This is a genomic window from Parabacteroides provencensis, assembly GCF_900232875.1.
GTDB classification, from domain to species: domain Bacteria; phylum Bacteroidota; class Bacteroidia; order Bacteroidales; family Tannerellaceae; genus Parabacteroides; species Parabacteroides chinchillae.
Genome location: NZ_LT960492.1, coordinates 15,904 through 34,170 on the forward strand (window position 1 = coordinate 15,904; position 18,267 = coordinate 34,170).

13 protein-coding genes are annotated in these 18,267 nt (G+C 37.8%); 9 read left to right on the forward strand and 4 right to left on the reverse strand.

Features of this window, described 5'->3' with window-relative positions; genetic code table 11:
- Positions 1–95 precede the first annotated feature (95 nt).
- Together CTY47_RS14680 and CTY47_RS14685 are read left to right on the forward strand one after the other, a co-directional pair.
- Positions 96–428 carry a hypothetical protein gene (locus tag CTY47_RS14680; protein WP_099465542.1) on the forward strand — a complete coding sequence of 111 codons (333 nt, stop codon included), beginning with the start codon at positions 96–98 and terminating at the stop codon, positions 426–428.
- Positions 422–946 carry a helix-turn-helix domain-containing protein gene (locus CTY47_RS14685; protein ID WP_099465543.1) on the forward strand — a complete coding sequence of 175 codons (525 nt, stop codon included), beginning with the start codon at positions 422–424 and terminating at the stop codon, positions 944–946. Before CTY47_RS14680 ends, CTY47_RS14685 begins: the two co-directional genes overlap by 7 nt.
- 123 nt (positions 947–1,069) lie before the next feature.
- Here the strand turns inward: CTY47_RS14685 and CTY47_RS14690 are convergent, their stop codons facing one another.
- Positions 1,070–1,351, reverse strand: a complete 282-nt coding sequence (locus CTY47_RS14690) for a hypothetical protein (RefSeq protein WP_099465544.1) — start codon at positions 1,349–1,351, stop codon at positions 1,070–1,072.
- Positions 1,352–1,450: 99 nt separating this feature from the next.
- On the opposite strand from CTY47_RS14690, the gene CTY47_RS14695 reads away from it, so the two are divergent.
- Genes CTY47_RS14695 through CTY47_RS16960 form a run of 3 tightly spaced genes read left to right on the forward strand, consistent with a single transcriptional unit; the run spans position 1,451 to position 11,711 of the window.
- Complete coding sequence (locus CTY47_RS14695) at positions 1,451–2,062, forward strand: virion core protein, T7 gp14 family (protein ID WP_099465545.1); 612 nt, start codon at positions 1,451–1,453, stop codon at positions 2,060–2,062.
- A complete protein-coding gene (locus CTY47_RS14700; protein WP_099465546.1) occupies positions 2,062–3,120 on the forward strand; it encodes a hypothetical protein in 1,059 nt (352 codons plus the stop codon). Before CTY47_RS14695 ends, CTY47_RS14700 begins: the two co-directional genes overlap by 1 nt.
- Positions 3,120–11,711 carry an ADP-ribosyltransferase-containing protein gene (locus CTY47_RS16960; protein ID WP_099465547.1) on the forward strand — a complete coding sequence of 2,864 codons (8,592 nt, stop codon included), beginning with the start codon at positions 3,120–3,122 and terminating at the stop codon, positions 11,709–11,711. Before CTY47_RS14700 ends, CTY47_RS16960 begins: the two co-directional genes overlap by 1 nt.
- A gap of 12 nt (positions 11,712–11,723) precedes the next feature.
- On the opposite strand, the gene CTY47_RS16840 is transcribed toward CTY47_RS16960, so the two are convergent.
- Genes CTY47_RS16840 through CTY47_RS14715 form a run of 3 tightly spaced genes read right to left on the reverse strand, consistent with a single transcriptional unit; the run spans position 11,724 to position 14,615 of the window.
- Entirely contained in the window at positions 11,724–12,086 is a 363-nt protein-coding gene (locus tag CTY47_RS16840) for a hypothetical protein (RefSeq protein WP_143813402.1), read from the reverse strand.
- 11 nt (positions 12,087–12,097) lie between these two features.
- Entirely contained in the window at positions 12,098–14,125 is a 2,028-nt protein-coding gene (locus tag CTY47_RS14710) for a hypothetical protein (RefSeq protein WP_099465548.1), read from the reverse strand.
- Positions 14,100–14,615 (reverse strand): rhomboid family intramembrane serine protease, encoded by a 516-nt coding sequence (locus CTY47_RS14715; protein WP_099465549.1) that lies wholly within the window; start codon positions 14,613–14,615, stop codon positions 14,100–14,102. Before CTY47_RS14715 ends, CTY47_RS14710 begins: the two co-directional genes overlap by 26 nt.
- Before the next feature lie 525 nt (positions 14,616–15,140).
- Between CTY47_RS14715 and CTY47_RS14725 the strand changes: the two genes are divergently transcribed.
- From CTY47_RS14725 to CTY47_RS14740, 4 genes are read left to right on the forward strand one after another with little or no spacing between them, the layout of a single operon-like run.
- Positions 15,141–15,875: a hypothetical protein gene (locus CTY47_RS14725; protein WP_099465551.1), complete on the forward strand. Its 735-nt coding sequence runs from the start codon at positions 15,141–15,143 to the stop codon at positions 15,873–15,875.
- 25 nt (positions 15,876–15,900) lie between these two features.
- Positions 15,901–17,256: an SU10 major capsid protein gene (locus CTY47_RS14730; protein WP_143813403.1), complete on the forward strand. Its 1,356-nt coding sequence runs from the start codon at positions 15,901–15,903 to the stop codon at positions 17,254–17,256.
- Positions 17,257–17,267: 11 nt separating this feature from the next.
- Positions 17,268–17,654, forward strand: a complete 387-nt coding sequence (locus tag CTY47_RS14735; protein WP_099465553.1) for a hypothetical protein — start codon at positions 17,268–17,270, stop codon at positions 17,652–17,654.
- Positions 17,651–18,265: a hypothetical protein gene (locus CTY47_RS14740; protein ID WP_099465554.1), complete on the forward strand. Its 615-nt coding sequence runs from the start codon at positions 17,651–17,653 to the stop codon at positions 18,263–18,265. Before CTY47_RS14735 ends, CTY47_RS14740 begins: the two co-directional genes overlap by 4 nt.
- Positions 18,266–18,267 lie beyond the last annotated feature (2 nt).

Genomic DNA, 18,267 nt, shown 5'->3' on the forward strand with positions numbered 1-18,267 from the left:
TATTTGACATCAAATACGATATCATTAAAGAATTATGTTTATATTTGTAACACAAACAATAAAACTGGTGGCAACAGTAATTCAGCACTATAATTATGGAATATACAGTTAGAGAAACAGAGACAAGTGTTGATTATCTTAATAATGAAGGTTACTTTATTGCACGTTTAATGAACGATGGATCAGGTTGCTTTTCAACATATAAAATGCAATGTGACTGGTTTTATTATCCTAAACATAATAATGTAAAATATACCATAAACGCAATGCCTATGCGGTGTGTTGTTGAAATTGAAGACAAAGATATTATCAATGATGTTAAAAGTAAACATTATAACCCTGTAGAAATAGCAAAAAGGTGCTTTGAATGGACAAAAAAATATATAAACTTAATTGATCCTGATGATTTGTCAGAAAGAGTATGGTAGATCAACAAAGAACAGATATCGGTTATGTATCAGGGCGCTTATGCGCTCTGGTAGAATACCTGCATGAAGCGTGTAAAAACGAGTATGGCCGTGTGAGCAACGTCGCATTAGTCTGCCAACATCCTTTTGCGATGATGCAACAATTTGTAGCAGTTGTACATTGCTACAAAAAGAATCCAGAGTTTGAACCGTTGTTGCTAGAATTAGTGGGTAAACTATCAACTGATGGAGATGTCCTCCCTAAGCATCTTAACATAAAAGAGCAAGGTGATTTTATGATTGCCTATACAATGCAAAAAGGCGAGTTGAAAACTTATCGATTACAACTCGGTAACAAGATTGCTGCTCTTAGAGGTTTAAAAGGGATGTCTCAGCGCGAATTGGCAGAAAAGGCGAATATAACCCAAGCTAATATTAATAATATTGAGAATGGGAGATACTCTGTAGGTATAGACATCCTTTTCCGTATATCAAGTGCTTTAGATTGCGATATGCAAGAATTGGTAAATACAAAATAATGTCGTGCCTCGAATGAGGCGCGTGGATAGAAACAATTGTTGGTATAACAGTCTGTTTTAAGGCGGTAAGTTTTGAATTTATCGCCTTTTTTTGTGTCCGGGTGGTTCTAGTTAGGGCAATTTTTAGCTTTTCCTGTTAAACAGTCTTTCTACCAAAGTAGATATTGCCTCTTTATTTTCTCTGTCGCTTTCTGTGTCTCTGGCAGGAGGAATAACATATTTCAACAAAGATGTAAAAGCCGAAACCTTATCTTTTGGCTCTAAGCTGTCGAAAGCATCCATAACATCACTTAATTTGTTTTCGACAAATCCTGTGATAATCTCTTTCATCTGTATGGTGGTTTTATTCTTTGTTCCTTTCGGTTTCCCTAATGGATTACCTGTTTTGCCTTTTGGTTGTCCCATGATTGATAATATCAATTAGTTTCAAAAATTATAATTTACAACATTGTAAGCAAAAGTATATCTACTTTCTTCATAATCATAACTGTAAATTATAAAAACATGATTGGAGCAGCAATAGCAGGCGGTCTTGGTCTTCTGGGTGGATTATTTGGAGGAATAAAGGCTGCAAAACAAAGAAAAAAGGCTCAAAAAGCACTTAATGAGGAAAGAGAGTATAATGATAGTCTTTTTAATAAAGAGTATTACAGTGATCCACTTCAAAGATCGGATAATGCCGCTCTATTAAGGAATCTTAGAGAAGGGTTAAAAGATAGAACTAAAAGTTCTGCTTCTACTGCAGCTATTACTGGCGCAACCCCAGAAGCTATGGTTGCAGAAAAGGAGGTAGCAAATAAATCCATCACCGATACTGTGAGTAATATTTCAGCCATGAATACACAGTATAAGGACAATGTTATGAACCGTTATCTTAACCAACGTCAGAATTTGTATAATCAGCAACAACGGATTAATGGTCAAAATACTGAGAGTTGGACGAATATGATGCAAAATGGGCTTAGTACTGCATTAAACAGTGCGGGATCTATGGGTAAATCAATACTAAATTCAGGGGTAGATAGTAGAACGCCCGGTTCTATTCTTTTAAAAGAGCCTGTAATCCCTGGTGTATCTGTACCTAAAATTAGTTATCCTACAAAATTTGGTGAGTGATGGCATTAATGGATTATTTAGGAGAGGCGATTCATGCCGATGCAATGGCGAAAATGAAAAATCAGCAAAATAATGCTGTTAAGAACGAAGGTGTGGAAACAGTGCCCCCTACCACCGCTTCATCACGGCCATATTGGATGAATGAAGATGATTGGAAAGCAGCAACTCAATACTATTCTCCTGAAAGGATCAATCAATTGTATAAAAATTTTGATCCAAACTCAGTGGAACCATTTTATCAGACATTGTACAAGTCAACTCGTCACTTTCCGCAGTTACCGGAAGAAAAACGTGTTAAGGCTGCTAACAATATCGCATCCGCGGCTGATGGTTTAAAGCTGATTGTTCAAGGAATAGCCGGGGCTAAAGGGGCATATATACCAAAAGACGATTCATCTGCGCAGAAGGATAATGATGCTTATATTCAGCGTCTTCGTGATATTTATAAAGTAGACCGGGATAGATATGATACAGGACTTTATAATAGTGTTTTGACAGATATAGAAGCGGCAAGACAAGGGTATACTCGTGATCGTTCAGGATTGCTTGGTGTAATACAAAATGCGAAAGGATTAAAAAACCAGAGAGATGTAGCAAATGCAAAGAATACCATGGAGGCAGATAAATTCAGACAGCAGCAGGAGAGACTTAATACCCAACATAAGGAACAAATAAGACATAACAAGGTGATGGAAGGTATTTCAGAAAGGAATGCTGACGCTAATGTTCAGCGTGCAACTAAATCTTCTGTAGGAAACGATAATCAAACAGAACCATACTATGACCCGAATACAGGGACAACATATCAGCTAAAAAAGAACGTGTTTAAAACGATTTACCCTCGCATTTTTAAAGAGATGGAAAATGATGTCTTTAAAGGTGATCCGAGTGAGAAGAGAAAGTATAAAGACCTTAGTCCTTCGGAAAGGATGAACTACGTCCTGGCGCATTGGCCGGATAGCCCTTCTGCCGTTCGCCTGATGAAAGAATTGGCTATTTCTGTGGATGAAGGAGATAAAAAGAATGAAAATCAGGTGTCTAAAAAAATAGGTTGGTAATGGAAGATAATACTAAAAAATTATATGAAACTCTATCTTTAAACGGCTATGAAGATATTGGAAATTATAAAGATTTTGAAGGTAAGCTGAAAGATTCTGGTAAACGAGAAATTCTGTATGGTAAGTTAAAGGAAGATGGGTTTGAGGATATCGGTTCTCTATCTGATTTCAATGCCAAACTTGGATACTCTGATATTGATACAACTGATCAAGGAAGTAGAAAGGGGTTTTGGAACACTTATCTTGGGGATGCAATAGAGAAGTTGAATGCGGGTGGAGCTCAATTAGGCGCCGGGCTATTCGGTGCTTTAGACAAAGCGACAAGTGGTATTGAAAAGTTAGGACTTGGTACAAGAGGCGGTATGTTTAAGGATGCATCTGGCTATTTTAAAGGGGTAGCAGAAACATCGAGGGTCAATTCGGATAGGTATAATGGCAAGTCTTATTCTCATTTATGGAAAGAAGGAGATTATGCCGGTGCGATTGGTGACATTGCTTTACAGGGTATAGAATCATTACCTGTGTCTATTTCTGCCGCAGCCGCTACAATTGCAGGGGCTCCTGTTGCAGGACTGGCTGGGATTGGTGCTATAACTGCGAGTGATAAATATGATCAGTTAGATGCAGAGAATCCTAATATGGGCGAGTTCGCAAAAGCTTCTAACGCCATTATTACTGGAACTGCAGAAGGTTTGTCTGAAATGTTAGGTGCAGGTGTCTCGAAGGCATGGATGAAAACACTCTATAAATCTTTAGGTAGAGATAAAGCTGAACAGGCTGTAAAGAAGGGGCTCATGGGCCAATTGCAAAGGCATTATAAAGAGTTTGGCATGTTCTATGAACCCGTCGAAGAAGGTATTGAAGAAGTTGCTTCACAGTTGGCCGAGAACATTACAGACAAGGTTACAGGTGCCGATCCGAATAGAGACATTACGGATGGATTGAAAGACTCATTCGTGTACGGAATGGGGGGAGGTGCGTATTTCTCTGCTGCAGGTGCTCCTGGTTTTGCTAAAAGACAGTATGATAAGATAAAGACACGTAGAGACTACAATAACGCCAAAGAAGTGTTTTATTCAGAGTTTAAAGGTGACAATAAGATGCTTGGTATTGGAAATGAACTTGAAGCGGCTACACCGGAGGAGAAGTCGGCATTTTTGGAAGCCTTAGATTCGAGCAATCAATTCTCTCAAGAGCAAAAAGACGCATTGTTCAATCTCGTTCAGTCTGATATTGCATATAAATCCCTTCGTACGCCTGAGGCGATCAATGAAGAAAAGAATGAACGTCGAGAGCTTTCCATCCAAACAGAGATGATGAATTATGATAATGCTATTGCTCCTATAACTGCTGAAAATGGAATGATTCAGCAGGTGTATATAAATGGTGATAAAGATAATCCTGTATATATAACGAAGGGGAATATAGCAGTTAGCCAAAATGAAAGTGGGGAAATCCTTTTTAATGCTGATAATAGCGATCAATCCTTATATTATAGAGATACAGAAGGTAAAATGCAAGTCATTACTCCAAACCAAGTTTCTGGCATAGCTAGTGTAATGAGTGCCGCTGATTCACGGGCACAGTACGAAGCTAATTTGCGTACAGAATTTGATATGCAGGATCAAATGGCAGAACAACAGAGGCGACAGGAAGAGGCTCAGGAAATAAGTAATGGGGACGATGTGACTTATATTGATCCTGATACAGGGAAACAGATTAAGGGAAAAGTCGGCGATCTTAAGCCGGGGTCTGAAGATGTGTCTATAGATATAGGGGATGGCATCCTTTCAACGGTTCCTAAGAGCATTGTTGTTAAATCTGCTATCCAAACAGAATCAGCAGAGGGGGGAGTGGAAAGTGAAATGATTGACAAAACGTCAGAAAAATCACCCGTAAATGAGGTTGTTTCACCAGATAAAGAAAGCAAAATGTCAGAAATTGCAAATTCTGAGCCAGTTCCTGCTGATGTGGTCGAAGTTCAGGAACAAGAGGCGGAACCAGTGTTGCCTGTTACTGAAAAATCGCCTATCGTTATGCGCGAAGATGGCACTCCCGACTTTATTGCTTCCGGTGAAGAAAACACATTAGACTTTCTTTTTGAAAAATATAAAGACAAATTACCTTATAAAGTCGAAGTTACTAAGAATGCATTAGAAAGCGATCTAAAAAAGGCTTCGGCTAAATTAGACAAGGCGCAACAGAATTATGATAATTCTCCGATAGGAAAAGAAGATAAAGCTGAGTCTGCATTGCTTCAAGCTCAACAGACACATGATACTCTTAAACAGGAGGCGGATTTCTGGATAAACCTTGATAAAACAATTAAAGAGGCTAATGAAAAATCAGGTGATGTAATAGCAAAAGAAATTGAAGCTATAGGAGAACCCGTGAATGGTGAAGAATTGGCGGCTAAGATGCTTGCTAATGGATCTATACGGTTAACACGTGAGAGTTACAAAAAAGAAACAGGCGCAGGAAATACAGAAACAAGTAAAATGTTCGGATTATTCGCTTCTCCTGAAAAAGGAGGGGTGAATATAGAGCGTGCGGGAGAATTAGTTATGCTTGCCGACTTAGAAGCTGGGACAAATTTATTTGATCAGAACGATCCTAATGCTGGGCGCAACGCTATCATTGAAGTATTGTCTTCTTCACGTACACGTGGTGATCTTATTAATTATATCAAAACTAATCGAGAAGTGATGGCCGAACGTGAACGGCAAGCAGTATATAATGAATATGTGGCTTGGTGTGAGGAAAATTATCATATGTCCCCGGAGGATTATGGGGCTTACGAAGAGGATATGCGTAAACAAATAGAATTTGTTACCGATGAAACTATTGAATATGTAAGTGGAGAAATTGCAGATGAAATACGGGATATAAAAGAAGAACAAGAGGAAATAGATGCTATCTTAGCACAAAATAACAATAGAACAAATGAAAAAAATAAACGAAATGACGAAGGAGGAACTGGCGGTTTACGTGAAGGAAGCGATCAGTTATTGCAAGGCGAACAATCTGTACAGACCGGGCGAATTGGAGAACCTGAAACAAAACACACGGGAACTGATGACAGTATCAATCTCTCGGATGGAGTTGTACAAGAAAGCCCAGTTGAAAAATCCAAGTTAATAGAAGGAGAAGAATTTTCTGATGATGATAATACCAGTTCTATTCAAGAGGCTATATTAGAGGCGGAGCAGCAAGTTGATACTAATCCAACAGATGCTCAGAAAGAGGCTGGGAACTATAAAAAGGGGCATGTAAAGATTGATGGTTTTGATATAACCATAGAACAACCGACCGGATCTATTCGTTCTGGTAAGGATGCAGACGGTAAAGAATGGAGTGTGATCATGAATAATACCTACGGCTATATTCGTGGCACCGAAGGTGTTGATGGTGATCATATTGATATATTTCTTTCTGATTCTCCAGCTTCTGGTAACATATATGTAGTAGATCAAGTAAATGCAGATGAGTCTTTTGATGAACACAAAGTCATGTATGGCTTTAACTCAACGGAAGACGCAAAAGCCGCTTATCTTTCAAATTATTCTCCTGGATGGAAAGGGCTAGGGAATATAACAGAGGTTAGCAAGGGTAAATTCAAGGAATGGATTGATTCATCTACACGTAAAACAAAGCCTTTTGCTGACTACAAGATCGCCAACAAGACTAAGAAAGAAGATACTGAAATCCGTTTCCGTAAGTCGACCACAGTATCCGAGGAAGAAAGTATCATTGAACGATCCAAAGCTGATGGCATGTACATGAAAGCTCCAAACGGGAAGCCTACTAACTTGAATGAAAAACAATGGGTACAAGTAAGGAGTAAAGCGTTTAAGAAGTGGTTTGGAGATTGGGAGAACGATCCCCAAAAATCATCTAAAGTATTAGATAAGAATGGTGAGCCTTTAGTTGTTTATCATGGAACGCTAACCAATGGACTGACGAAATTTAAAAAAGAATTTGTTGGTAGTCGCTATTCGTATGATGAGAAAGGCTTCTTTTTCATTAACAGTGAGAAGATAGCTCGGGACTATGCTGTATCTGAATACGACAGTACCCGAAAGGGGGAAGTTGTTTCTGTTTTCATCAACCTAAGAAATCCACTTGTGGCTGATGTAAAATGGTGTAAGAAGAATGGACTTGGCGGTCGAGTGTTTGAAGATAATGACGTCATTGAGTTTTGGGACAATTACCAATCATTGATGATAGAGGAATCTGAGAATAAGGATGGAGTAATAGTTTCTGATGGAAAATATACTATGACAGTTGCATTTGAGCCCAACCAAATCAAGAGTGCTACAGATAATAATGGTAACTATTCTCTCTTCGATGATGATATCCGTTTCCGTACAACAGAAGGGAGTGGTACGAATACCGGTATAGATGATGTAAACCAGAAGTTCAACAATGAATTGCAGCAACAATTAGATGGAACTTTACCCAAAGGGCACATTTATCAGCTGGGTAAACCGTCTGCTGTTTTGCAAGCGGCGGGAATACCGGATTTGCCGATTGAGTTAAGATCTGACAAATTAGCAATAAAAGCGTCAGAAAAATATAAAAGTAATCATCCTTTTGAGTTCGGAAGTGTGGTAAATCTTCCACAAGCAATAGCGAATCCAATAGCGGTGTTCAATAGCAATTCGTCTTATGGGAGCAAGGTTATACTAACAGAACTGAAAGATAATAAGGGTAACAGTTTTATTGTCTCTTTAAGCACGAACGTGCCGAGAGGTTTTAATAGAATTAGTGTAAACTCAATTACAAGTGTCTATCCTAAAGATGACGTAAAAGGCATAATAGGTTGGGTAAACAGGGGAGATCGGTTGAAATATGCTGAGAAAAATAAATTCTCGAGTTGGATTGCTCAACAGATGCCCCATGCTACTGACCTGGCAATTTCAACTCGAGAACTTAATGTTGCTACAAATATAGTTGGTTCTTTCGTAAATCCAACCTTGGACGAAGGGAAAATTACATCGTCCGTGGAAAAATTATCCGAAACCCTGAATACGCCTGTTCATATTATTAAAGATGTAAACGAGATTGCAGATGACGATCTTAAACAACAACGTCAGAAACGTGGTTCAAAAGGTTGGTATGATCCAGTGACTAATGAAGTCTATTTAGTGTTACCGAATGCTGAAAGTGTAGCAGATGCACAATCTACGACTTTACATGAAGTTGTAGCTCATAAAGGACTTCGTAGCATGCTGGGTGATAACTTTACATCTACAATGGATTCCGTATATGAATCTCTCCCTAAAGAGGTACAAGATTCTTTGATGAATGAATTTGGTGATAAAACAGTTTCTGGCGAAGAATATTGTGCACACATGGCCGAAACGATGTCTGATCCAGGTATTATACAAAAAATCAGTTCCATAATCAAAGATGTATTCCGTAGTATGGGCGTAGATCTTAAAATGTCCGATGGCGATATAATGTATATGCTTTGGAAAAGCAAGAATCGCCTGAAAGAAAGCGATACGGCATTTGATGTGATGAAGAAGACAAAAGCAGACAATGCTGTGCGTGAAAACATTAAAGAATATGATACGTTATTCAGGAGCAAGAAGCCTTTTGATGAGTTGCGTATGTCTCCAGAAAAAAAAGCCGAGCTAAAGGGAAATATCCAATCTCGAATCGAACTGCTCCATGAGGCTTATGTTGACCGGATGATAGCTGTAAAAAAGCTACAAGATATATTTGAGAAAAAAACAGGGAAGCCGATTCCTGACTATATGAATGTGTATCTGTATGAAAACACATTGTCTCCCCGTAACACGTACGAACAGGAACAGTTCAAAGCAAAGTTGGTGGATCCAATGGTTGAAGCTGTTGAGCGATTAACTAAAAAAGGAATAACGCAACGGGATATTGAGAATTACGTTATGGCTAAACATGGGTTAGAACGTAATGAAAAGATGCGGTATGATGAATTAGCAGATGCTATAGATGCTATTAAAGATGATGAACTGAGAGATAGGTTGAAATCGGAAATAGATAGTAAAAAGTTTTCAGAACTTTCTGTGTTGTCAGATGAAAAATTCGAGGATATGAAACAGTCTCTTTCAGGCAAAGATTTCTCCGGTTTGACTGCTATTCAGAAGGAATTAGGCGAGGTTAGTATAGGTGATTTTATTACTGATACGGAATCAAAGTACAAGACGGAGATTAAAAATCTTTGGAATAAAATTCATGCGGTAAATGATTTCTCATTGAAAAAATCATTTGATAGTGGAATGATTAATAGAGAAACGTATGATAAGATCAAGGGAATGTATGAATATTATATTCCTCTTAGAGGATTTGATGAGGCGGTGGCACATGATGTATATGATTATTACTCGGATTCGGAGATACCCTACAATGATCCTATTAAAACGGCAAAAGGTAGAACTTCTAGAGCAGATGATCCGCTGGCTTACATGATGTCAATGGGAAATAGTGTAATAGTTGGTGGAAATAAAAATCAAATGAAACTTCATTTATACCGCCTTGCTCAAAGTGGTGATATAGAGGGTTTAAGCGTGAGTAAGCAATGGTATGCCTATATGGGGATTGATAAGGATGGTGTTGAAATATGGGAGCCGTCATATCCTGATTTTGATGACGATCCTGAACAATATCGTAAAAACATAGAGAATCATGAAGCTGATATGATCCGTCTTCAATCCGAAGGCAAAGCAAAACCTCGTAAAGGTAAATTAAAGATTGACTTAAAGACTTCACAAAAAGAGCAAGAAGAGCATCTGGTAAAAGTAAAACTTAATGGAGAAGAGCATATTGTATATGTTCATGGGAATCCCAAGGTAGCACAAGCAATAAACGGGTTAAATTCACCAGAAAGAAACCTGAGTAAGTTTGTGAAGGGAATGGAGTGGGCAAATCGGCAGATGGCGGCTAATTTTACGACACGCAACCCGGCGTTTGTTTTCTCTAATTTATCAAGGGACTTGATTTGGTCTACAACTACATTAGGTGTGAAAGAAGGCGGAAAGTATCAGCGTCGTTTCCTTCGCAATGTATCGAAGGCTAGTAAGGCTTTATTTGGCAGGATTAAGGCAGGAGAAAATTGGCAAGTTGATCAGAATGATCCAATCTCTGTCATGTTGGATGAATTTCTTAAAAATGGTGGACGCACAGGTTATACAGCCCTTTATAGTATTGACAAATATAAAGAACAAATAGAAAATAGCCTTGCAACAGGGAAATGGGCTAAAACAAAGCGAGGCTATAATGCTGTTCTTGATTTTATGCAACTTCCAAATGAATGGGCAGAAGATTTGTCACGTTTTGCTACATATATGACTAGCCGGCAGGAAGGAAGAAGCATACTTCAGTCTGTTTCCAATGCGAAAGAAGTAACGATAAATTTCAACCGAAAGGGTAGTGGGGCGATGGGAAATTCAACTTTCAAGAGTTTCTTTCTATTCTTTAATGCCGCTGTTCAATCATTGAATAATGCTTTTAACATGTGTATGAGGAATAAAGCAGGAACAGCTAAGCTGCTTGGTGGTTTTGCTGTCGCAGGAATGGTTATTCCATCTATTTTATCTCTTTTGGGTGATGATGATGATCGGGAGAAATATATGGGACTTCCGGATTATGTGAGGAAAAACAACCTTTGTATTCCTCTTGGTTTTATAGGAATGGATGGATTTCTTAAAATTCCACTTCCTATAGAGTTGAGAGCTTTCTATGGCATCGGAGATGCAGCCTTACGATATGCGTGCGGATACGACGAAGGAACAGAAGCGACTGGCGATGTTGTATTAGGATTATTAGATCTTCTTCCGTTAAACCCAGTGGGTGGATCAAGTGTGTATGTGCCAAGTGCATTGCAGCCTGTTGTGGAATCTTATATTACAAACAAAGATTTTACAGGCAAGCCTATCGCTAAGATCACGCCATTTAATGAATATGATCCAGAGTATCAAAGAATATATAAAAGTACGAGTGTTATTCCCATAAAGATTTCTGAATATTTGAATATACTTACTGGAGGCGATGAAGCAAAAAGAGGATGGTATGATAAACTGCTTGGATCTTCACCAACAGCGGTTAATCTATCTAACCCCGCAGCTGTTGAACATTTATTTGAGGCTTATTTAGGAGGAATGTTTACTTTTATGAATCAATCTTTTAAAACAGTTATTGGGATACCTACCGGAATAAATGATTTCTCTTGGCGTAATGTTCCGGTTCTGAACCGATTTTATGACACGGGAGAAGTCGACGGGACAATGATGAAGGTGAACGAGAAGTTTTACAAGTATTTGGATGAGATGAAAGAAGCTGAACACGCTTATCGTAAATATAAGAGACTTATTGATAATTCTCCTTCTCTCCAGAGTGCAAAGTATATTCAAAAGCTCGAAGAGTTTGAGAATAGCGACGAATGGAAAAAGGCTGAGTTTATAAAGTCGTTTTATGATGAAATAAGTGATCTGAATGACGAAATAAGGGAAACAACAGACGAAGAGTACTTAAAACGTTTGAAGGAAGAAGTGGCTGTCAAGAAAAAAGAAATGGTTGATTCGCTTAAAAATGGAAGAGTCCCGGAATAACCGGGATCTTCTTTAGATGGTGATATGTTTTCTTGACCGAATGTATTTCATGTAGGTGTCTCTGCGCTTTTTTCGATCTTCGGGTGATAGCGAACTGGAATCATTTCTTGATAATGGGGTATAATAAAAACTTTTTTCCATTAGGTCCAGGTGTGTTACATTTTTTTGAATCACACGCAGTCGTTTCATGCGGTTGATGTCTTCTTTTGATAGGGATATTAGCTTGTCGTTATGATCAAGTATAACAAAATACCTCCGATTAAAAGCTTGTTGCTTTAAGTCGCACAGCTGGATAGCAAGTGATAACTGAATAGATTTTCTTTTTAAATAAAACCATTGTTTTAAGAACTGAATAATTGAGATTTCTGTTTTCATAAGTGTAATGTTTAAATTGTTGATTCGCTGATGATTTCTCGATTTTTTATTAATTTATTATCTGTGATAACTTTGGGTAAAGGAAGATCATAGCACACATGTAATCCTCCCATTCGCGTAATAAGTATGTCATCATGTTTACCGTCTATATTACCAAAAGATCCATTCGCTTTTTTCTCATACCACCGAGCCTCATTAAGAGCGTCGCTGTCTCTTTCTTTATAACCTTGTTCACGTAGGATACTGATATAGGTGTCTATGATCATTGCTTTTGTAGCTTTGTTCATGTGAAAGCCCCATTTCGGTGGCAATCCTTCAACTATTTTATCTGCGGGTGTACGGGAATATAGGTTTGTATAGTATTTGGATATCGTATCGAATATAAATTCAGTGTGATCGCCATCTGTATCGTTGTCTTTTTCTGTATCATGGGTGTTGCTTTCAAATACAAGCAAGGCATTCTGGTAGAATACACCTAATTGAGCACATTTCCAGACAAGGATATCGTGGTCTATGTGCCCTCGCCATTGGGCTACGACTGACGGTTTGCCGCCAAACATCATCCAATAGCGATCAAAGACTGTAGCGACGGAATAATCCGCTTTGTTGCTCCTGCCTCCGGTGTCCACAAATATGACATACCGGTTGCTAACTTTTATGGAGCTATCCGGCATATCCCAGATTTTTAAGCAACCTTTATTGTTTTCTGAGAAGGAGACACCCTGCAAAACTCTTTTTCTTAGATCGGGTTTCAATTTGGCCGATGCAGCAGAAGCTCGCCCATAGACTTCTCCGATTGCAATTGGAGAAATACAATCTTTTCGCAATTTCTCAACATGCGTAACGTTAAATACGGGTTGTCCGGAGTTCTGGAATGCCTCTATGTCGTCAGATGGAAATTCTTCTTTCATACTGGATTCCGATGCCGACTCGCCACTTTTTCCTCTATACCAATTAATAGCTTCCAGTGTTGCACCTTTGTCAAATAGCATCCATTCATAGTCAGTCATGCTATTTATAAAATCTTCGTATGGTATTTTAATTGCTTCGGAATACATATCAATGAGAAACCATTCGACAAATATCGGCTCGAATGCTGATTTTTTATCGGGATCCGTAGCTTTGAGCCATTGCGTGTGGAAGAAATTTCCTATACCTTTAGCTGTGCTTTCATATACAATCATAGAATATGGGATTCTTTTCACTACACTACTGGTTGCTCCGATAAGATCTTCCGGCTTTTTTCCTTCGGTGGCAGGGAATAAACCGACTTCGGAATAATGTATCATGAATGCGGTTTGAGAACGAACTGAATCGGGGGATTCTGCTGATCCTACAGTGATACGACATCCCCGAGCTTTTACCTCTTTGATGTTTTGTGTGTTTTGATAAGGTGTTAATTCGTATTTTTCGTTAGAGAGGTCAGGGTACATTTTGAGAGCTCTTTGGAACATGCCTCTAATATGTTTGGCCGCCTGATCAAGATGAGCACAAATGATGCTATGCCATTTTTCTTTATGCACTAACTGAATCCATAGCATATACAACTGTATCAAAGTGGAACCTCCCCACTGTCTGGATTTGAGTAGTATAATTCGGATAGGCTTTCCTGCAAGACGTTGCTCTTCAAGTTTTTTTAAAAGTCTTCTTTGTCCTCTATTGAGCTTAAATGGAATATCACCTAATCCATTACGACCGTCTTCGATAGTAAGACAGGTATAAGCAAAGTACTCGAAATCGTATTTTATTCTAAGTTTGAAAAAACAGATTAAGAACTCTTGGTGACGGAGTTTGGTATAAGGTATTTTCTTCTTTTTTAAGTACTCTTTGATTGATCCTGCCTTATGGACTTCTTCGCAAATTGGTTCATTTTGGTACATTTTTTCAGGAACGTATTGTACGGGTATGGGGCAATCTTTGATACAGACTTTGATTCGTGTAAATGTATCGCAACCTTCTCCGGTTTCCGGATTGTAGACTTGGTTTATGTATTCAAGCCTACAATTATTTTCTTTAATTGCGTCTTGAATGTTTCTCATGATTAAGCCAATTGTCTAATATTCCTATGCTGCTTCCTAAACAAAGCCCTAACAAGTGACAAAAAAAATTAATATGGGGCTTAATCGCGGATAGAACCAGAGCTATTGTAATTCCAAAAAGAAAAAGCGAAAATTTACTATAGTCTACGATTCTAAGTTTTTCTCCTATCAGACTGATGGAAATAAACATTCCAGACATCGCGTAAATCATTCCAGAAGCCCCTACTGTTGGCAGATCAAGCTCTGAGAAGAAAGAAATAATTACTGATGTAAAATAAGCATACACCAAGATTAATGATAGGGGTAACGCTTTCCGTAATATTTTGCAAAGAGATAAAAAAGTGAAACTATTTAACAAGAGATGAATCCAGTTCAAATGCTGGAATTGGTAGGTTGCATGAGTCCAGATCGGACTTGAAGAAGAGTATCCTAATTCATTACCCGCACAAATGTGTACGATTACGAATAGTATAATAACTATATATTCCATCTTCTTCTATTTAGCAGTTTGTAATGTAGTATTCTGGCCGATTTAATATCTATGTAGAACCTTGGTGCGCTTTGGTTAATGACTTTTTCGATGATTTCAATTGTCGACAGGTTTGATTTTTCTAATTCTTGTTTTACCCGTAAGAATATTTCTTCGTACATCTGTAATTTAAGAGGGTTTCTTATTCCAATGCTTTGTCCTTTTAACATTTTAGAGATGATCCGGAATGACTGTTCTTCTGAGACGTAGAATCTTTTGGCTGGTCGCATTATAGCCTCCAAAAGCAATTCGTCTCTTTTTAAATATGGGGCTTTTTCCCCATGTTTCTTTATAACGAAATCATAAGAAGCCAAGAAATCCTTGTCGCGTTCTTCTTTAAATTCTAGCCACATTATAGATAACCTAAACAACCTATTACGAGGATAATAAAAAAAATAGTTGAAAACAACAACTTTGTTAATTTACAACATAAAAAATTTCATCACTCCTGTTTTCTTCGCTATAGAACATTAAAAACAAATTTGTATGGCAGATGTAAACGAAGAAAAGAAGAGCAGGAGAGACAATTATCTATCTCGAATGAAAGAACGTATGCCCGACGTAGATTTTGATAGTGAAGATCCGGAAGTCAGATATGGCGCCTTTGAGAAATATGACGATGATATTCATAGTCAGTTGAGCCAGTTTAAGGACAATGATAGCAAATTGAAGGATCTGTTTAAAAAAGATCCCAGATTTGCATCATTTATGTCTGATATCGTAGGGGGAGATTCGCCATCAAGCTCATTTGTGAAATATTTTGGAAAGGATGTATTGGATATGTCCGGTGACGAAGAACAGATGGCAAAGTTGAATGAGGCTAATCAGGAATATTTGAATCGGGTGGCAGAAAGCAATAAACTGCGGGAAGACCAAGACAAGAACATGGAGGCCTCTGCGCAGGATATGTCGGATTTCAAAGCAGAGAAAGAAATGTCGGATGAAGAATTTGAAAAATTCATTGGCGAATGTTATTCTGTTGTTGAAGGGGCTTTGATGGGACGTATTGATAAATCTTTCTTAGAAACGATGTATAAAGGCCTGAACTACGAAAAAGATATTCAGGATGCAGCAGCAGCCGGAGTAGTGGAAGGACGAAATCAAAAGATAGACGAGCAGCTAAAAACGACAACTGGAGATGGTATACCTGCTTTAAACTCTGGCGGAAAAGGGGGAACCAAGAAACCTGCTGTTCCTTTTAAAAGAGATTTCTATTCATAATATTAACAATAAAAACATTTTAGAGATGAAAGACTTATTTAAAAATGGAAGTTTTGCCATGATGTTAATCATGATTCTTTGCTCCTTCTTGGGAGTAGTAGATGCCGGGGCTATTGGCGCAGAAGCTGTAGCAGGCCCGACTGGTGGAATTGTAGAGACCAACCAGGTAGTAACAACGCAATTCACTCATGAAAATTCGGAAGATTTACTTTTGAATGATATTGAAAGGCGAGTTGTGAAAATTCGCCCTATGGGAAATCCACTTGAGCAATTATCCAGATATGCTACAAGACGAAATTCAAAAAGCCAAAGACATCAGTATTACAGTACTGATACACTTCCAGTTTCTTCTAAAATTAAAACGAAGTTTGATGAGTCAACAGGATTTAGCCAGGCTACAATAGATACAACCAATAATGGTATTTACTCAAAATATGAGACTATAATTGTCCCATCTGTAAATGGATATACCGAAGCTGGCGTCAAAAGTGAAGAGTTTTTGGTTTTATATATTTTAGATAAAGCAGAGGATGGTAAATTGATCGTTACTCCTGTTAACGGCAAAAAGATCGGAGATAATGAAAATTGTATACCTACTTTGGATGTGGACACTATCCTTATTCGTTCTGGCCGTGCACACAATGAAATTGATATGCAGACAACAACATATGCTTGTGTGCCAACGAAGAAAACGCAGTATTTGCAGATATTTAGAGCACAGATAGAAGAATCAACTTTACAGAAAATATCTGATAAAGAAGCTGATTGGACATTTAGTGATCTTGAGGAAGAGGCAATATTCGATATGAAGCGAGGTATGAACAAATCGTTTTGGTTAGGGGCGAGGCGAATTGTTTATGACAAAGCGAACAAAGAGGTTTACCTAACAGGTGGTATTTGGTGGCAGGCTGGTAAAACATTCGCCTATGGAGCATCTTCTTCGGATTTGCAATTTACAGAGTCTATGCTGGTTGACTTGATGAAAAAAGCGTTTACAGGTAATGCTGGAAATAAGACAAAAGTTTTTATTATGGGATCAGATTTAATGGCAAATCTTAGTAAGATCAAGCGTGATAGAGTTGTTAATGATGATAAAGTCGTGACTAAATATGGTATTAAGTTTAAGGAAATTACAACCAATTTTGGAACACTTTGGTGTGTACATGATGAATCTCTTGATGAAATGGGCTTCTCTGATAAAGGTTTAATTTTTGATGCCAATTATTTGAGAAAAATTTCGGTGTATGAGCTTAAAACAAAGGATCTTGATCTTCGCAAGGCTGGAACAAAAGATGTCGATGCTCGTACTGTCTCTGAAATATCCGGTTTGGTATTACAGAATCCGGATGCTCATGTTAAAGTTGTTCCTGTAACTGCTTAAAATAGTTTGTCATGGTCAAAGTATATAAAGCGCATAATATTCTTTCTGTCCCGATCGTCGTGGACGGAAAGATTGTCGTTTACGTAGAATTTAAAGACGAGAATCATACATTTCGTACAAGCGATGAAATTTACCAAAAAGCCTTAGAAGGGTTGCCCTGTTTTGGCAAGCTGTTTAAATTGTCTGAAAGTGTTGGTGAATCCGAAATCAAGAAAGATCCTATAGTTGAGTTGAAGGAGCTTCCTGAAATCACAGACTGGCAAGATGCAAAAGACCTTCTCCGTAAAGATTATGGAGTTCCCCATCAATCTCTGAATACACCAGAGAACATTTTGAAAAAAGCATCTGAATTTGGTGTATCTTTTCCAAACCTCAAAATCGGAGAAAATAAAGAATGACACCTTCGGAAATAATAAATAAGGTTAGAGAAATTATGAATGAAGCAGGTGAAGATGAAAACCTTCACCTGCTTAGTGAGGACACTGTTAAACTAGATGAATATATTGAATCGGTGATACCAGATGCCGTTAATCTTGTTTTGTTGAATGCTCCAGTAAATTGTATAAATACATCATCTTTTTCTTCTGAGATTATAGATAATGGTGAAGGTATTGGAGAAATTGCTTTACCTACAGATTTTTTGAAACTTATTGCAGTTAAACTAAAGGAATGGAAAAGAGCAGTTTCTTTTGTATATCCTTTTAATAGCGAAGAATATAAAATCCAACATAATTCGATAACACATTCTGGGATAAATAAACCTACTTGTGTGTTTGCTTTTAATTCTATAGGACAGATAATAGAATGTATACCTTTTGGCACAATGGAGTATTTTTATTATATCAAATCTGCAACTAATTCTATCAATAAAGGTCTTGATATAATTAAAGATAAATTATTTTTTTCAGTGTGTTATATGTGCGCTTTTTTAGTGTACAATATTTTCGAGATGTCTCAAACAGGGGACAAAATGAAATCAATAGCAATTGAATTAATACCAAAAGAGTAGTC